Genomic DNA, 16322 nt, shown 5'->3' with positions numbered 1-16322 from the left:
GATCAGCTCCGATCGGTTCGCTGCAGCTTGCGGGGGAAGCGTGATGCGCCATCGAGCGGCCTGCCCGGATATGCTCCCGCCGCGAGCCATCCGGCATTGCCCACGTCGATGCCTGCCGGGATGGCGCCGCGGCCCTTTCGAGCAACATAGGGGAAGTGGCGTTTGAGGCTGTTGAGCGGCTTCTCGAAAAGCAGCCACGAGACCGAGGCCAGCATGAGCGTCGCAGTTCCCGCGACCAGGAACCGTCCCGGCCCTTGTTCCGAGACGTTGAGCGGGATCCACGGCTGCGATTTGACGACCAGCGCCAGCACTATCGGATGGTAGAGATAGACGCCGTAGCTGATGCGGCCAAGGCCAAGCAGCGGCGGCAGTTCGAGAAGTTTTCCGATATAGCCGCCAACCCCTGTCGAACAGCTTGCAACGATGACCACCAGCGGTACGAGAGGCAGTATCTGCAACAGCAGCCAGAGGCCCCATTCCTGCACCGGATTTGCCGGCGCCGGCGCAAACCACTGCAGAACGAAAAACGCCACAGCGAGCCCCGGCCAGCCATTTCGAAGCCATTGCGGCAAGCCGGCTGTTCTTGACCGGTAGGCGGCAAGCAGCGCGCCTGACGCCAATGCGTCCATCGACGCCGGCGGCAGCAGGTCGCGTGCCAAACCCGGCGTTCCAGCGATCGGCCAATAAAACCGATAGGCCAGCGACAGCACGATAACGCCGATGCAGATCGATTCCAGGCGCCGGCGCGGCGCCAGCAGGACGATCAGCGGCCAGACGATATAGAACTGCTCCTCGATGCTCAGGCTCCAGAAATGGCAGAGCAGCCAGGGCGTCCATTCATTCTGCGCCGCGTACCAGAAATTCGACAGATAGAACGCATGCCAGACCAGTGATCCTCTAGACTGCTCCAGGTCCACCAGCCAGACGAAACCCAGCACGGCGAAATAGGGCGGGAATATCCGCAGCGCCCGCCTGATATAGAAGGATCTCAGCGCCGGTCCGGTTTCGAATTCGGCGGTCGAGCGGGCTTCGAGCAGCAGGCGGGTGATCAGAAAGCCGCTCAGCACGAAGAACAGACGCACGCCGATATGGCCCCAGAACGAGGACCCTCCAGCCGCGAAGAAATGGGAGTACAGCACCATCGTCACGGCGATGGCCCTCAGCGCGTCCAATTGGGTGTCGCGCGCATTTCCCATTAGCGGCGTACGCCGGCGGGACGGCGAAACTGCCAATCGGTCAACATGGCGGCGTCGTTCACGGCGCATTTCCAATCGGAAGCGCCCCCCTTGCGCAGAATAGGGCCATCATTGTGCAACGCAACACAAAAAGTTGACACATTTGAAACAGGAACGTGAGGCGCGGCTAATAAAAGCCAAAAAACCGCAGGAAACAGCCTGAATTATCCATTCTTGACGATTTTCTCGCACTCCCTTGGCCCGCCGATATCGGCGGCAGGGTGCTGCGATGCAGCATGTTCGCCGCCATCACGGGCGCGCAAGATCTGGATCTGGACACAGATGCCCCCCACAGGACCGGCCGGCAACCGACGCTCGGCGACCTTTTTGCTGCGCTGGCGCGGCTGCTGTTAACGCGACAACAGTGGGAGCAAGCGCAAGCTTCCCGCCTCCGAGTTACGCCTCCTTGCTGGCATTCGCGAGCACCACTGCGCGACGCTCCGGGAGCCCCAATCCGACGAGCGCGCCGGCGAGCGAGAGCAGAGCGGAGACGTCGATTGCCGAGGTGAAGCCATCGCTGAACGCGTCGGTGGACGAGAAGCTTCCAGTGCCGGCGAACACCGCACCGGCGATCGCGATCCCGGATACGCCGCCGAGGAAGCGGAATGTGTTGAACGTGCCGGCAGCCTTGCCGACCTCCGGCAGGGCGACCGCATTGAGAACCGCGTTCTGCGCGGCAGGCATTGCCATCGACACGCCGGCACCGGTAATGATCAGTGGGGCGACTAGCTGGACGTAGGGCAGATCAGGTGCGGCGATCTGCGCCAGCCAGGCCATTCCAGCCGCTTGCAGGATCAGTCCGGCCACGACAAGCCAGCGCTCGCCGACGCGGTTGATCAGGCTGCCGGAGATCGGTGCGACCACGAAAAGCGTCGCGGTCCAAGGCAGCAATCCCATGCCGGCGCCGAGCGGCTCACGGCTCTGGGCAAACTGCAGAAACTGCGGCAACAGGAACACGAGGCCATACATGGCGGCGCAAAGCAGGAAGTTCGCCCCTACGCCCGAGGAGAATACGCGCGCCCGAAAGAACCGCAAAGGCAGCATGGGCTCACGGGTACGCAGCTGCCAAAGGACGAACGCGATGGCGAAAAGCAGCCCGGCCGTCAGCGCCGTCAGCACTTCAGAGCTGCTCCAGCCCACAATGTTGCCGCGCATCAGACCCCAGACCACTCCAAATGCCGCCGCGGTTACCAGGACGACGCCGAGGACATCGATTGCCGTGCCCGGCCCGTGACTCTCCGGAATCCGACGCAGCACCAGCGGAATGAGAACGATACCGACCGGGACATTGAGCCAGAAGATCCAGTGCCAGGAGAGCCCTTCGGAAATCGCACCGCCCGCCATCGGGCCGATGATCAGGGCCAGGCCGGTGATGCTGCTGAAGATACCCAGCGCCTTGCCTCGCTCCTCCGGGGGAAAAGCGACGCTCAGCAGCGCCATGGCCAGCGGCATGACCATTGCGGCACCTGCGCCCTGGATCGCACGGGCCGCAATCAGCAATCCGGCATTGCCGGCGAGCGCGCAGGCAACCGACGCTGCGACGAACAACGCCAATCCGGCAACGAGCGTACGGCGGCGGCCGAACCGGTCACCGAGCGCAGCCCCGGTCATGAGCAGGACGGCAAAACTCAAATTATAGGCGTTCATCGTCCATTGCAGCGTCTCCAGCGAGGCATCGAGCTCGACCCGCATCGTGCTCAATGCCGTCGCCACAACCATCGCATCGAGAACGACCATCAAGGAGCCTATCGACGTGAGGGCGAGAACCCAGACCTTCGTTGATCCCGCACTTTGCTTGCTCATGACTATGGCGCCTCCGGCTTGAACAAAGGGCCCGCCAGGTTACGGGCCCGTGATCCAGAGACGCGTAGGAACCATCAAAGGATTCCAGCTAGAGAAAGTTTTTTCGACCGAATCCTTTTGCCATCGTCGAGCGTCTATAAGACGCTGCGCCTGATGACGGGCGCCCTGCCTGGGAGATACGCATGAAATTGATCCTTGTGCGATGACCGGATCCGCAACCGGCACCCCAGAAGGACGGGAGCCATTTGACCGGCTGCTCGGCGAATTGCGGCCGAAACTGCACCGCTATTGTGCCCGCATGACCGGTTCGGTGATCGATGCCGAGGATGTCGTCCAGGAAGCTACGGTCAAGGCGCTCGAGGCGTTCCCCGGGACCGGGCCGATAGCCAATGTCGAGGGCTGGCTGTTTCGCATCGCGCACAATGCCGCGCTCGACCACCTACGCCGTCGTGCCAGGTTGGATGCCGCGCATGTCGTTGAGGATATCGATATGATCCCTGACCCCGGTATGTCGGCCGAGGGTCGACACACTGCAGCCGCAAGCCTGCAGACTTTCATGCGCCTGCCCGCGGCGCAGCGTAGCAGCGTCATCCTCATGGATGTGCTCGGCTATACGATCGAAGAGATCGGCAACATTATCGACAGCAGCGTTCCGGCGGTGAAAGCCGCACTGCATCGCGGCCGTTTGCGCCTGCGCGAAGTCTCCGGCGAGCCTGACGATCGGCCTGTGCCGGTGTTGGCCGAGCCCGAGCGGGCGCGTCTGGCAGCCTACGTGGAGCGGTTCAACGCCCGCGACTTCGATGCGATCCGCGACATGCTGGCCGAGGACGTCCGGCTTGACCTCGTCAACCGGCTCCGGGCGAGCGGCCGCACGAAAGTGGGCCGGTACTTCCATAATTACGCGGGTATCCACGATTGGCGGCTGCTTCCAGGCCTGGTGGATCGGCAGCCAGCCATTCTTGTGATCGATCCGGACGACTCGGCCGGAGGGCTAAAATACTTTATCCTGCTGGAATGGGCCGGCGACAGATTGGCGAGAATTCGCGATTTCCGCTATGCGCGCTACACGCTTGACGGCGCCGAGGTGGTGCCTCTGCGGGCATAGCAATTCGCGTTTCATAATGCCGAACAAACACTGCCAGCTATTTTTGGATCGCGGCCGCTTGCCATCCAAGCGGCCGCCCTTTTCCGCCGATCCTGCTTTAAGCCGGTTGCAACTCCCTGCGCGGCAGCGGCGGGAAGGCGATCGCAATCGCCATCGCGCCAAGCCCGACAAGGGCCGAGCCGATGAACAGCCAGGAATAGCTGGCATAGGCATCGAACACCATGCCGCCGGCGAGCGGGCCGAAAGCCATGCCGAGGCTGGACAGCATGGTTACTGCACCGAACACCGTACCGAGGATGCGCTGGCCGAAATATTCCCGCGCCAGCACCGCATAGAGCGGCATGACGCCGCCATAGGTGGCGCCGAAGATGACGGCGAGCGTGTAGAATTGACCAAGCTCGCTGACCGCAAGATAGGCTGCGATGACCACGGCCTGTATGGCCAGCCCGGTGATCAGCACCGGCTTGACGCCCAGCCGATCGGCAAGCACGCCGTAAAGCAGCCGGCCACCCAGCCCTGCCAGGCCCTCGATGCTGTAGATGCTGACCGCCGCCATCGGCGCTATGCCGCACAGCATCGCATAGCTCACCATGTGGAAGATCGGCCCGGAATGCGCCGCGCAGCAGGCAAAGAAGGTCAGTCCCAACACGATGAATTGCGGCGAGCGCAGCGCCTGCGGAACCGTCATGCCGGCACCCTCGGCGGCAACGCTTGGGGTAGCGCTGTCGGCAGCGGGTTGGGGCGGCTGGCGCACCAGAAGCGCGGCCGGCAGTAGCAGCACCCACGCGGTTATGCCGATGTCGAACATCGCGGTGCGCCAGTCGTAGGCCGAAATCAGCCAGCGGGCGAACGGCGAGATGGTCATTGGCGCCACGCCCATGCCGGCCGAGACCAGCGAGACGGCAAGGCTGCGGTTCGTATCGAACCAGGCGGAGGTCAGCGCGATCATCGGCGCGAAGAAGGCACTTGCCGCGAGGCCGACGAGCACGCCGTAGGCCAACTGGAAAACGAGCAGCGAACCGGTGCGGCTGGCGAGGACCAGCGCCAGGCCGAGCAGCACGGCGCCGGTCATGACGACGATGCGGGCGCCGAAGCGGTCGTAAATGGCGCCCCAGGCGAAGCCGCCGAGACCCATTACCAGGAAGTTCAGCGTCATCGCGCTCGATATGCCGGCGCGCGACCATTGTGTGTCGAGCGCCATCGGTTCGAGGAAGATCGCCAGCGAGAACATCGCCCCGAGGGCGACACAGGTCATCAGCGCGCCAGCCGCGACGATAACCCAACGATAGGGAAGGCTCATTTCACTTTTCTCCCATGCCGGAAGCGTTGATACGGCACGACCTTTTTCGAGCTCCGCCGAGCCGCTTGCGTACGAAGGACGTTGGACATGTCTTGAATCCGACAATCCGGTTGCATTTTTTATCCAGTCGGCGTGATGGCGCCATTCCACGGCTTTCTGGATTGACCGCGCACCATTCGAAGCTAGATTTCCAACCGGCGATCAGGAGCTGTCAAGCATGGCAAATCAGGAACTTCATCGCGGCCGTCTCATCGACCACCTCCAGTTGGTGGTCAGGGATCTCAAGGCCAGCCGTCGTTTCTACGAGGCGGTTCTCAACGTGCTCGGCATACCGATCGGTGGCGCCGGCAATGATTATTTCTGGGCCGACGAGCTGTTCATTTCCAGCCCCGACAGCCCGGCGGCCCTGGGAAAGCTGACCGGGCGCCACCACCTGGCCTTCCAGGCAAAGGACCGCGCCATGGTCGACGCATTCTACAGGGCCGGCCTCGACGGCGGCGGCACCGACAATGGCGCGCCCGGCGAACGATCCTACCATCCCGGCTATTACGCCGCCTTCCTGCTCGACCCCGACGGCAACAACATCGAGGCCGTCCACCACGGCGCGGCCAACCGCAGCGCCGATTCAGTGAAGATCACGTTCTAGCTTCGGGTAAGGGTGATTCGCTTGCGCAAACGGCCGGCACGGTTGGTCTCCGGCAAAAGCTGGGTGTTTGCGTCATAGACCATGCGTCTGCCCTATCGCGTCAGCGCAGCCATTTGGCCTGCAAGGAAATCGACGAACAGCCGCGCCCGGACCGGCAGCTGTCGCCCGTACGCATGGACGATGTGCACCGGCATGGTTGGCATCGCCACCTCGGGCAGGATGCGGACCAGGCGACCCGTGTCGAGATCGTTCTGCACGGCAAACCGCATCAGATGCGCGATGCCGGCGCCGGCAAGTGCTGCATTGCGGATGGCGCCGCCGTCATCGGTATCGAGCCGCCCATCCGGCACGATCATCGTACCGTCGGCAAACGTGACCGGATAAGGCCGGCCAGCCATCTGGTGGCGGACGAATTCATGATCCCGTAAATCCTCGACCGATGCCGGACGGCCGCGCCGCTCGACATAGGCCGGTGAGGCCACCAGCACGATCGGCAGATTGGCGATCTTGCGGGCAACCAGCCCCGTGTCCGACAGCGCCCCCATGCGCACGGCAACATCATAGCCTTCGCGGATCAGATCGGCGTGACGGTCGGTGACGCTGAGCTCGACCTTCACTTCGCCATGCTGCGCAAGGAACGCTTGCGCCCATGCCGCGATCAGGCCGCGACCGATTTCGACCGGCGCTGTAACGCGCAGCAGGCCGCGCGCCGTATCGGCCATCTGGACGATGTCTTCGGCATCGTCCAGCGCCCTTAGCAGTGGCGCCACGCGCTCGTAGTAGGCGAGGCCTTCGCTGGTGAGCCCGAGCCGACGCGTCGAGCGCTGGATCAGCCTGACGCCGAGCCGGCGCTCGAGCCGCGCCACGCTTTTCGACACCGCCGACGGGCTGGAGCCGACCAGCCGGCTGGCGGCATGGAAAGAGCCGGCATCGACGGTTCGGACGAAGGCGACGAGACCGGCGGTCTTTTCGAGGATGGTGGTCATTCCGGAATTCCAGGCATGAAAGAATGGATCATGATGATCCTAATACGCGTTTCGATCATGATTAAATACCGCTCATCGTCAACAAAGGAGAGATTTGATGAGCAAGCTGAACGGCAAGGTCGCCATCGTCACCGGCGCCTCCAAGGGTATCGGCGCCGCCATCGCCAAGAGTCTTGCCACGGCCGGCGCCGCGGTGGTCGTCAACTACGCCTCGTCACGGGAAGGCGCCGACCGCGTCGTCGCCGAGATCGAGGACCGTGGCGGCCGCGCCGTCGCCGTCCAGGGCGACGTGTCGCAAGCGGCTGATGTGCGCCGCCTGTTCGAGGCGGCGAAATTGGAGTTTGGCGGGCTCGACATACTGGTCAACAATGCCGGAGTCTTCGCATTCGAGCCGCTGGAAGCGGTTACCGAGGCCGAGTTTCACCGCGAGTTCGACACCAATGTGTTGGGCATCATTCTGACCACGCAAGCAGCAGTGAACCATTTTGGCGCGGGCGGCGGCAGCATCATCAACATAAGCTCGGTCGCCAGCCGCAATCCGCAGCCGAACTCGCTCGTCTATGCCGCGACCAAAGGTGCGGTGGACACGATCACGCTGTCGATGTCGCGGGAGCTCGGCGCACGCAACATCCGCGTCAACGCCATCGCGCCCGGCGGCATCGATACCGAGGGCCTCGCGCGCATCGGCATCATCGGCAGCGAATTCGAGAAGCAGATTATAGCCATGACGCCGCTCGGTCGCTTCGGCCTGCCCGACGACGTCGCCCGCGTCGCGGTGTTCCTCGCCTCCGACGAAGCGTCCTGGCTGACCGGCGAGCGCATCACCGCCTCCGGTGGCTGGCGATAGGCATGGAGGGCGCGAACCAGCCGGCTCGCGGACCGTGCTACCCGCGGCGCGACGCACTGCAATCGATGACGAGAGCGATCTAAGCCCTATGTAGCAGCGAGGGAGGAGCGCCGTGCGCCATCGATGACGGCGAGATGCCAGGGAGGTAACGGATGACGGGCGACGAAAAAGCAATCCGAAAGCTGGTCGAGACGTGGATGGATGCGAGCAAGCGTGGAGACATCGCGACCGTCCTCAGCTTGATGACGGACGATGCGATCTTCATGGTTCCCGGCCGGGAACCCTTCGACAAGGAGATCTTCGCGGCAGCCGCGCTGGAGACGGCCGGCGTTCATATCGACGGCACGAGCGATATCGTGGAACTACAGCTTCTCGGCAATTGGGCTTTCATCCGCAGCCGCATCAATATGACCGCGACCCCGCCGAATGGCGAGCCGGTCCATCGATCGGGATATGCGCTGACGCTCCTGCGCAAGGAGGCGGATGGTGAGTGGCGGCTCGCGCGCGACGCAAACCTGCTGACCCAGCAAAGCTAGAGCCGGTCTCCGGCATCGCTGCACCCGAAGGCGCGCCAGGGGGAGCGATTAGATGGCGAAGATGCGATGCAGGTCGCCCTGAACAGCGTTCCCCTCCTCTACCCGATCACACCGGCAAAAGGGCGTTCGGCTTGACATCGGCGATGGAGGCGAAGGTGTGCGTTTCGCGCACGCCGGGCAGCGGCAGGATGACCCGCTGCAGGAAATCCTGGAACACCGCCATATCGGCGATCCGCGCCTTGACCAGATAATCGAAACCGCCAACCACCATATGGCACTCCAGAACCTCCGGAGCTTTCGCCACGGCTTCGGCAAAGCGGTCAAAGACGTGCGGCGCCGTGTGGTCAAGCCGGACCTCGATGAACACCAGCGTTCCCCGGCCGATCTTGCGCGGATCGAGCACGGCCCTGACCGCGGTGATAAAGCCGTCGCGGAACAGGCGCTTCACCCGCTGGCTGGTTCCGGTCGGCGACAACCCGACGCGCCCGGCAAGATCAAGCGTCGTCCGACGGCCGTCTTCCTGGAGCAGCCTGAGCAGGCTGCGGTCTAACTGGTCGAGATCCTCCATTCCACAATCCACGCTATCTCAGAGATTTTTGTGCTTATTTCACGCAGAGATGCCAAAAACAACGTATTTCATCACATAAAACGTCGCAATAACCTGCGCTTCCCTCTCTCACCTAAGCAAACGCGGTGAGCCGATTTCGACGACCACAGGAGTGCAGGATGACCAAACAAGCGTTCAGCCCAGCCGGCAGGAGTGCGGCGGAAATCAGCAAGGGAACGACCGAGATCCTGGTGCTGAGCGAAGCCGACGTGATGGCATGCATCGACCTCAGCCAGCTTCTCGATGTTCTGGAAGACGGCTTCAAGGCGCTGTCACAAGGCAAGGTCGTCAATCCACCCCGACCACAACTCGACATCCCCGGGGCCGGCTACAGCCTCGCCATGCCGGCCTGGATGGAGGGCATGAACCTGACCGTCAAGATCGTCAATGTCTTCGAAGGCAACCTGGCAATCGGCCTGCCCAGCCACCTCGCCACCATCAGCCTGTTCGATCCGCTGTCCGGCCTGCCGGTCTGCATCATGGACGGCACCTTCATAACCGCGGTGCGAACCTCCGGCTCCGCCGTGCTGTCGGTGCGCGCGCTTGCGCGCCGGGATGCCAGGATAGCGACAGTGGTCGGCGCCGGCGTGCAGGCCAACCAGCACCTGCATCTGTTGCCGCTGGTGCGCGATTTTGCCGAAATCCGTGTCGCTTCGAAGAGCTTCGACGATGCGGCAGCACTTGCCCGGCTGCATCCGTCGGTGGTGGCGGTCGCCGACCTCGAGACGGCAGTGCGCAGTTCCGACGTGGTGTGCCTGGCGACCCACTCCTACCAGCCGGTGATCGACGCAGGCTGGGTCCAGCCGGGCACGCATGTCTCCTCGGTCGGGGTGGCGCCGCCCGGCGGTGAAATGCCGATCGAGCTCATCGGCAGATCCAGTCTTTTTGTCGAAACCAAGGATGCATTCAAACCGACCCCGGTCGGATCTTGCGAGCTTGCCGGCTTCGACCCGGATTTCGGCACCGAGCTTGGCGCCATGCTGCTCGACCGCGCGCCGGGCCGCGTTTCGGATCAACAGATCACCACCTACAAGGCGATGGGCATTGCGATGGAAGACATGGTCGCCGCCGACCTCGTCTATCGTTGCGCCCGGCGTCTGCGCAAGGGAAAGCTCATCGTGCTGTAGGCGCGTACCGCGCGCCATGCGGGATCGACGGTGCTGACAATGGCGCTTTCGCGCAAGCGGCCGGGCTAAAGGCCGGCCCCTCAGGCCGGCTCGCGCTTCAGCGCCTGCGCCATGCAGTGAATGCCGCCGCCGGTCTTCGAGATCTCGCTCATGTCGATGGCCGCCACCTCGAAGCCGCGCGCCTTGAGCTGACCGATCAGCGTCTGGCTCGAGGTCGGCGCGATTACCCGATCCTTGCCCAGCGACATGAAGTTGCAGCCGAGCGCCATGGTATCCTGGAACGGCACGTCGATGATTTCGTGGCCCTTGCCCTTCAGCCAATCGACGATGCCCGGCTCCGTGCAGGCGAGGCAGACGGCGGTCAGTTTTTCAGCGATCGGCACCACCATCAGGTCGATATGGACATAATATTCGTCGATGAAGGCGATGCGGGTCTCCCAGCCATCCTTGTCGAACCAGGCCTGCACTTGGCGCGCGCCCTCCTCCTGCGTGCGGGCGCCACCGCAGCCGATCAGCACGACGCCGTCCTCGATGACGTTGAAGTCGCCGCCCTCGAACGTGCCCGCGGTGACCATGTCGTAGATCGGGATGCCGAGCTTCTCATAGGTGCGGATCGCCGCGTAGTTCTCGCCGCGCCGCCACCACTGGGCCATGGCGGTGATGATGGCGCCATACGGCGTCATGACGCTGGAATCGCGCGAGTAGACCTGCATCGGCAGTTCCGGCGTCGGCTCGTGCCAGTGGATGTTGACACCGAAATGCTCATAGGCGGCGACCAGATCCTTGTGCTGCGCTTGCGCGATCTGGACGTTGCATGGCGCTTCGCGCAGATGCTTGCGCGACAGCGAGCTGGTCGAGAGATGGCGCAGGAAATTCGGCGAGCCGAGCAGCACGTCGGTCAGAACATCGGTTTCGTTGGCGAAACCCCAGGCGGTCAGCGGCTTGGTGCCGCCGGCCGGGTTGCGGCGCTGCAGCGAAAACGGCTCGGTGACGATGCGGTCATGGACGGTCATGGGGTTTCTCCTCGTGAAGGGCGGCTTGGTTGATCATGCGGCTTGGTTGCTTGGTATCCACCAATCCCGCCCGCGCGGGGTGGTGATGTATTCCGGCCAGCGAAATCCAATCGGCGGATCGTAGTCGCAGAGCGGCGCGATCCAGTTCGAGCCGCCGATGCCGCCGCCGGTGCGGGTGACGAATTCATCCATCGCCGCGTCGCGCGCAGCCTCGTCTTCCAACAGGCGAAGTGCTGCCAGCGCGACCGTCTTTGCGGCGCAGATGACCATCGGGTCGATGGTGGCAGAAATGCCGCCCAGCGCATTCATCGCCCAGGACGGAAACGCGTGGCCGTTCTCGGATCGCAGCGCCGGCCGGGCGACGTAGAATCGTGCCGTCGGTGTATGCCACGACATGTCGGTGTAATCGTCGGAGGTGGAATTGAGCTGCCAAGGCGGCAGGTCGTGGCGCAGTAGCGTCTCGGCCGCCTGTGGTGCAATCAGCCGCTCCAGTTCGTCGATGAATGGTTCCTCGGTCGCCTCGCCCCCGGCATTGACCTGGATTTCGCGGGCGATCGCCTTGGCCGTCTCGTCCCAGCACGGCGGCCCGACCGCCGCCAGCGCGTCGAAGGCAATGCCGGCCATTGCGTGGTTGGCAAGCCCCGGCCGCGACTTCGACACCCAGTGCCGCTCATAGCGGCAGCCGCTCATCCTGGCTGCGGCTTCCGCATTGCGGTCGAGCATGGCGGTGACCTGCTCCGCCATGGCAAGCGTCGGCACGCGGATCATGTACTGGATCTCAGCCAGCCCGGCCGGCAGATTGTCGGCGGTCGCCTGGCCCGCCGTCAGGATCGCCTCGCTGATCGACCAGCCGCCCTGGTGCGGCAGCATGGAATCGCGCAGCGCCTTGGACGCCATATACATCATCATGAGCGCGTCGTTGGCGCCGGGCGCCCTGACTGCCGAATGCGCCTGCGGGATGGGTGCTGCATCGCTTGCGCGAACCCAATTTTCGGGTTCGTCGCACACAAAGCGGTAGATCATCGCATAGGCCGCACCGCAATGCGTGTCCCAGCGCGCCGTGTTGCACAGCGGCAGCATGTAAAAAGGATGGAAGGAGATCATGCCCGCCAGCCCATCGTAATAGCCCTTCGCGGCATGGATCGGCTTCGATCCCCTCACCTTCTCCGCCGGCTCGCCGGTGAAGCGCAGCGTGCCTGATATGCCGTGGCGCTGCATCGCAACCTTGGTCGCCAGCAGCCCGCCGAGGCTGGCAATGCCGAGGCCGGAATGCGGATCGGTGTGGCCGCCGGCCTGTTCGCCCAGCCCCGGGCGCGGTCGCTTCACCGTCGCCGCATCCTGGCAATTGCCAGGTACCGCGTCGTACTCGGCATACATGCCGATCGTCGGGCCGGTCCCGTTGGTCCAGTGGGCGCAGAAGGCGGTCGGCATGCCGCCCGATCCTTCCTCGACCGAAAACCCTTCGTGCTTCAACTGCTCCACATACCAGGCCGCCGACTGGTATTCGCGCCAGGCGGTCTCGCCGAAATCGAAGATGGTCCGCGTCCACGCCGACAGCGACGGCTGGATGTCGTCCAGACAGGCAAGCGCGGTCGCTTGCGCCGAGGTCACCGGTTTCTCCATGGCGGAAAGAAAGCAGTGAAGCGCCCCGCCAAAAAGTGATATGTTTTCCCGGCTCATGCAAATTCGGTTCACCTCTTGAGAATTCCCTCGACGCAGGCGCTGCGCGCCCTCGACAGTTTTGCCCGCCACGGCAGCGTCTGGCGCGCCGCTGACGAACTGCATCTGACCCGCAGTGCCGTCAGTCATCAGTTGCGCCTGCTCGAACGCGATCTCGGCTTCGATCTGCTCGAACGCATCGGCAAGGGCGTGGCGCTGACGCCACGCGGCCAACGCTATGCCAGCGACGTGCGCAAGGCGCTGACGGTGCTGGGCGACGCGGTGACACGCCATGCCGGCACCGGCATCGGCGGCTCATTCAGTGTCAGTTGTACGCCGGGTTTCGCCTCCCTGTTCCTGTGCACCCATATCGGCGAGTTCCGGCAGATGTACCCCGATGTCGCGCTACGCATCCTGACGCCGCGGCGTCTCGACGACGTGAGCAATGCCGAGGCCGATGCCTTCATCGCCTTCGGCGTCGGCAATTGGCCCAACCGCGCGGTCGAGCTGTTGTGCGGGATCTCCTTTACGCCGCTGTGCAGCCCGACGCTGCTCAACAAGATCGGCGGCTTCTCCAAGCCGGCCGACGTGCTGCGCGCCAATCTCCTGCATCTCGGCGATACCGAGGACTGGGCGCGCTGGCTGGCGCTGTCCAAGGTCGAGAACCCCGACCCGGAAGGCGGCATCTTCTTTTCCGACATGAACCTGGTCTTTTCGGCGGCGATCGCCGGCCAGGGCATCGCCATGGGCGACGAGCTGACCAGCGGCCGGGCACTGAGCGAAGGCCGGCTGGTCCGCCCCTTCGACATAGCGATCAATTCACCGCGCTCGTATTTTCTGGTTTCCGAGCACGCCAAGGCGGCGCATCCGGTGCTGGAGGCGTTTGGGCGGTGGCTGAGGTCGAAGCTGTCGGAGAACCAGCGTTAATCTCCCCCCTCGAGGGGGAGATGGCCGCGAAGCGGCCAGAGGGGGTCGGTCCAACTGGGCTCGGCCTGCTGCTGCAGAGGAGGTTGGCACTTCAAGCGAAGCGACCCCCTCTGTCGCCTTCGGCGACATTTCCCCCTCGAGGGGGGAGATTGGCGCATAGATGAATCAAATTTGCCGATCAGGCGAAAACTATTCGGTTGCGGTGAGCCGCCGCCCTGCCTACGATTTCGCCTACGCTAAGGAAAGGGCAGGATGCAGCAACCCGGCCGGGCCGCAGAGATCAAGGCAATCGGGATCGGCAAGAGCTTCGGCTCGTTCCGTGCGCTGGACGATCTGACGCTCGATATCGGCCGTGGCGAGTTCCTCACCCTGCTCGGCCCCTCCGGTTCCGGCAAGACCACCTTCCTGATGATCCTTGCCGGCTTCATTCAGCCGACCGACGGTCGCCTTTACAGCGACGGCATCGACATCACCGAGCGGCCGGCCGAGCAGCGTGCCGCCGGCATGGTGTTCCAGGGCTATGCGCTGTTCCCGCATATGAGCGTCGAGGCCAACATCGCCTTTCCGCTCAGGGTGCGAAAGAAACCGGCGGCCGAGATCAAACGCCGCCTCGGCGAAATGATCGAGCGCGTCGGGCTGAGGGGCCACGAGAAGAAACTGCCGTCGCAATTGTCCGGTGGCCAGCAGCAGCGGGTCGCACTGGCGCGGGCGCTGGTGTTCGAGCCGGGCGTACTTTTGCTCGATGAGCCGTTTTCGGCACTCGACAAGAGCCTGCGCGGCCAGATGCAGGCCGAGATGAAGCGGTTGCACCAGGAGACCGGCACCACCTTCGTCTTCGTCACCCATGACCAGAGCGAGGCGCTGGCGTTGTCATCTCGCGTCGCCATCTTCAACCATGGCAAATTGCTGCAGGTCGGCGCGCCGGACGAGGTCTACGACCGGCCGGACAACCGCTTCGTCGCCGAGTTCCTGGGCGAGATCAACATGCTGCCGCTGAAGGGCGTGCGCCCGGCCGACAATGGCTCGACGGGCCTCTGCGAAGACCGCGCGATCAGCATGCGCTGCAGGGCAGAGAAGGTCCGTGGCGATGCCATCCTGGCGATCCGGCCGGAATACATGTCGATCGCCCGCGAAGCCGCGGCAGGCGAGAACGGCATTGCCGCGACTGCCGTCGCCTCGACCTATCTCGGCGCTGCAACGCGGCTCGATCTGACGACGCGCCAAGGCGCCAAGGTGACGGTCTCGGTGCCGAACGAGGTCGCCGCCTCTGCCCTCAGCAAGGGCAATTCCGTCTGGCTGACCTGGCCCGCGGAGAAAGGCTTCCTCCTTCCGGATGGAGAGCAATGACGATCGGCGTGGCGAATTCGCCAAGCTGACATTCAGGAAATACCAACGACAAAAAAGGGGAACTGACATGACAAACCAAACCAAGAAAAATTCCATCGAGGCGCTGTCCGCCAGGGCAGTGCGCGGCGAGATCTCGCGCCGGCAGTTCACGCAGCTGGCCGCACTGGTGCTGGCCGGCACGCCGATGCTGCTGCGCTCGACCGGCGCCTTTGCCGCGGCTAAGGAACTGGTGCTGGTCAACTGGGGCGGCGACGCCATTACCGCCTATGACGCCGCTTACGGCCAGGCCTTCACCAAGGAGACCGGCATCACCGTCAAGATGGACGGTTCCGGCCCGACCGAAGGCGCAATCGCAGCGCAGTTCAAGAGCGGCGCGCCGACCTGGGACCTGGTCGACGTCGATCCGTTCTCGGCCATCACACTCGGCGCCCAAGGTATGCTCGAGCCGATCGACTATGCGGTCGTCGACAAGAAGAAGATGCGGCCGGGATTCGGCTGGGAGTACGCTGCCTCGACCTATTTCTTCTCCTACGTCATCGCCTACGATGCCGAGAAATACGGCAGCCAGGCACCGACCGGCATGGCCGACTTCTTCGACGTGGCAAAATTCCCCGGCAAGCGCTCGCTCTACAAATGGGGCGTGTCGAGCTGGGAAGCGGCACTGCTCGCCGACGGCATCGCGCCGGCCTCGCTCTACCCGCTCGACCTCAAGCGCGCGCATGACAAGATCGCTGCCTTCAAGGAAAACGTCGTCGCCTATTGGGGCGGCGGCGCCGAAAGCCAGAGCGTGCTGCTCAATGGCGAGGCCTCGATGGCGATCGTCTGGTCGACCCGGGCTTCGCTCATCGAGCAGGATTCCGGCGGCAAGATCAAGTTCATCTGGGACCAGGGCCTGATCTCGCCCGGCGCGCTCGCCGTGCTCAAGGGCAATCCCGGCGGCAAGGACGCGGCGATGAAGTTCATCGCCAGCACCCAGGACCCGGAGAAGGAACTCATCATGTTCGACAAGCTCGGCCAGGGTCCGGCCAACCCGGCCACCGATGCGCTGATCCCCGCCGACAAGAAGCGCATCAACCCGGTCGATCCCGAGAACATGAAGAAGCAGATTCCGCTCGACATGGATTGGTACGCCAAGAACTACGGGGCAGCACTCGACGAATACACGAAGATCATCTCCGCCTGAC

The 16322-nt window shown here is 63.9% G+C and carries 15 protein-coding genes; 8 read left to right on the top strand and 7 right to left on the bottom strand.

The window, feature by feature from the left end:
* Positions 1–2: 2 nt before the first annotated feature.
* Both NKI70_RS10370 and NKI70_RS10365 read right to left on the bottom strand, forming a co-directional pair.
* The gene (locus tag NKI70_RS10370) at positions 3–1196 is read right to left on the bottom strand and encodes an acyltransferase family protein (protein ID WP_352621374.1); all 1194 of its coding nucleotides are present in this window, start codon (positions 1194–1196) and stop codon (positions 3–5) included.
* Positions 1197–1631: 435 nt separating this feature from the next.
* The gene (locus NKI70_RS10365; RefSeq protein ID WP_352699489.1) at positions 1632–3038 is read right to left on the bottom strand and encodes a DHA2 family efflux MFS transporter permease subunit; all 1407 of its coding nucleotides are present in this window, start codon (positions 3036–3038) and stop codon (positions 1632–1634) included.
* A 202-nt stretch (positions 3039–3240) separates the two neighbouring features.
* Between NKI70_RS10365 and NKI70_RS10360 the strand changes: the two genes are divergently transcribed.
* Positions 3241–4143, top strand: coding sequence for a sigma-70 family RNA polymerase sigma factor (locus NKI70_RS10360; RefSeq protein WP_352690803.1), 903 nt, complete (start codon positions 3241–3243; stop codon positions 4141–4143).
* Between the two features lie 97 nt (positions 4144–4240).
* On the opposite strand, the gene NKI70_RS10355 is transcribed toward NKI70_RS10360, so the two are convergent.
* Positions 4241–5443 (bottom strand): MFS transporter, encoded by a 1203-nt coding sequence (locus NKI70_RS10355; protein ID WP_352569124.1) that lies wholly within the window; start codon positions 5441–5443, stop codon positions 4241–4243.
* 217 nt (positions 5444–5660) lie between these two features.
* Here NKI70_RS10355 and NKI70_RS10350 point away from each other — a divergent pair, with 217 nt between their 5' ends.
* On the top strand, positions 5661–6089 hold the full coding sequence (locus NKI70_RS10350; RefSeq protein WP_352699487.1) for a VOC family protein: 429 nt from the start codon (positions 5661–5663) through the stop codon (positions 6087–6089).
* 92 nt (positions 6090–6181) lie between these two features.
* Here the strand turns inward: NKI70_RS10350 and NKI70_RS10345 are convergent, their stop codons facing one another.
* The gene (locus NKI70_RS10345; protein ID WP_023677278.1) at positions 6182–7075 is read right to left on the bottom strand and encodes a LysR family transcriptional regulator; all 894 of its coding nucleotides are present in this window, start codon (positions 7073–7075) and stop codon (positions 6182–6184) included.
* A 97-nt stretch (positions 7076–7172) separates the two neighbouring features.
* Here NKI70_RS10345 and NKI70_RS10340 point away from each other — a divergent pair, with 97 nt between their 5' ends.
* Positions 7173–7922 carry an SDR family NAD(P)-dependent oxidoreductase gene (locus NKI70_RS10340; protein WP_352578478.1) on the top strand — a complete coding sequence of 250 codons (750 nt, stop codon included), beginning with the start codon at positions 7173–7175 and terminating at the stop codon, positions 7920–7922.
* 152 nt (positions 7923–8074) lie between these two features.
* Complete coding sequence (locus NKI70_RS10335; protein WP_352569120.1) at positions 8075–8458, top strand: YybH family protein; 384 nt, start codon at positions 8075–8077, stop codon at positions 8456–8458.
* A gap of 106 nt (positions 8459–8564) precedes the next feature.
* On the opposite strand, the gene NKI70_RS10330 is transcribed toward NKI70_RS10335, so the two are convergent.
* On the bottom strand, positions 8565–9026 hold the full coding sequence (locus tag NKI70_RS10330) for an Lrp/AsnC family transcriptional regulator (RefSeq protein WP_352724555.1): 462 nt from the start codon (positions 9024–9026) through the stop codon (positions 8565–8567).
* 158 nt (positions 9027–9184) lie between these two features.
* Here NKI70_RS10330 and NKI70_RS10325 point away from each other — a divergent pair, with 158 nt between their 5' ends.
* On the top strand, positions 9185–10192 hold the full coding sequence (locus NKI70_RS10325; RefSeq protein ID WP_352569118.1) for an ornithine cyclodeaminase family protein: 1008 nt from the start codon (positions 9185–9187) through the stop codon (positions 10190–10192).
* An 80-nt stretch (positions 10193–10272) separates the two neighbouring features.
* On the opposite strand, the gene NKI70_RS10320 is transcribed toward NKI70_RS10325, so the two are convergent.
* Positions 10273–11205: a dimethylarginine dimethylaminohydrolase family protein gene (locus tag NKI70_RS10320; protein WP_352455436.1), complete on the bottom strand. Its 933-nt coding sequence runs from the start codon at positions 11203–11205 to the stop codon at positions 10273–10275.
* 33 nt (positions 11206–11238) lie between these two features.
* Positions 11239–12828, bottom strand: a complete 1590-nt coding sequence (locus NKI70_RS10315; protein WP_352587514.1) for a zinc-binding metallopeptidase family protein — start codon at positions 12826–12828, stop codon at positions 11239–11241.
* A gap of 75 nt (positions 12829–12903) precedes the next feature.
* On the opposite strand from NKI70_RS10315, the gene NKI70_RS10310 reads away from it, so the two are divergent.
* The 3 genes from NKI70_RS10310 (at position 12904) to NKI70_RS10300 (ending at position 16321) form a co-directional block, all read left to right on the top strand.
* Positions 12904–13791, top strand: coding sequence for a LysR substrate-binding domain-containing protein (locus tag NKI70_RS10310; RefSeq protein WP_023677271.1), 888 nt, complete (start codon positions 12904–12906; stop codon positions 13789–13791).
* Between the two features lie 252 nt (positions 13792–14043).
* Positions 14044–15138, top strand: a complete 1095-nt coding sequence (locus tag NKI70_RS10305; RefSeq protein ID WP_352587175.1) for an ABC transporter ATP-binding protein — start codon at positions 14044–14046, stop codon at positions 15136–15138.
* A 67-nt stretch (positions 15139–15205) separates the two neighbouring features.
* Positions 15206–16321, top strand: a complete 1116-nt coding sequence (locus NKI70_RS10300; RefSeq protein ID WP_352587178.1) for an ABC transporter substrate-binding protein — start codon at positions 15206–15208, stop codon at positions 16319–16321.
* Position 16322 lies beyond the last annotated feature (1 nt).

The sequence above is a fragment of the Mesorhizobium sp. M0500 genome (assembly GCF_040321165.1).
Taxonomy (GTDB): Bacteria; Pseudomonadota; Alphaproteobacteria; order Rhizobiales; family Rhizobiaceae; genus Mesorhizobium.
This window is presented reverse-complemented; position numbering and strand designations above follow the sequence as displayed.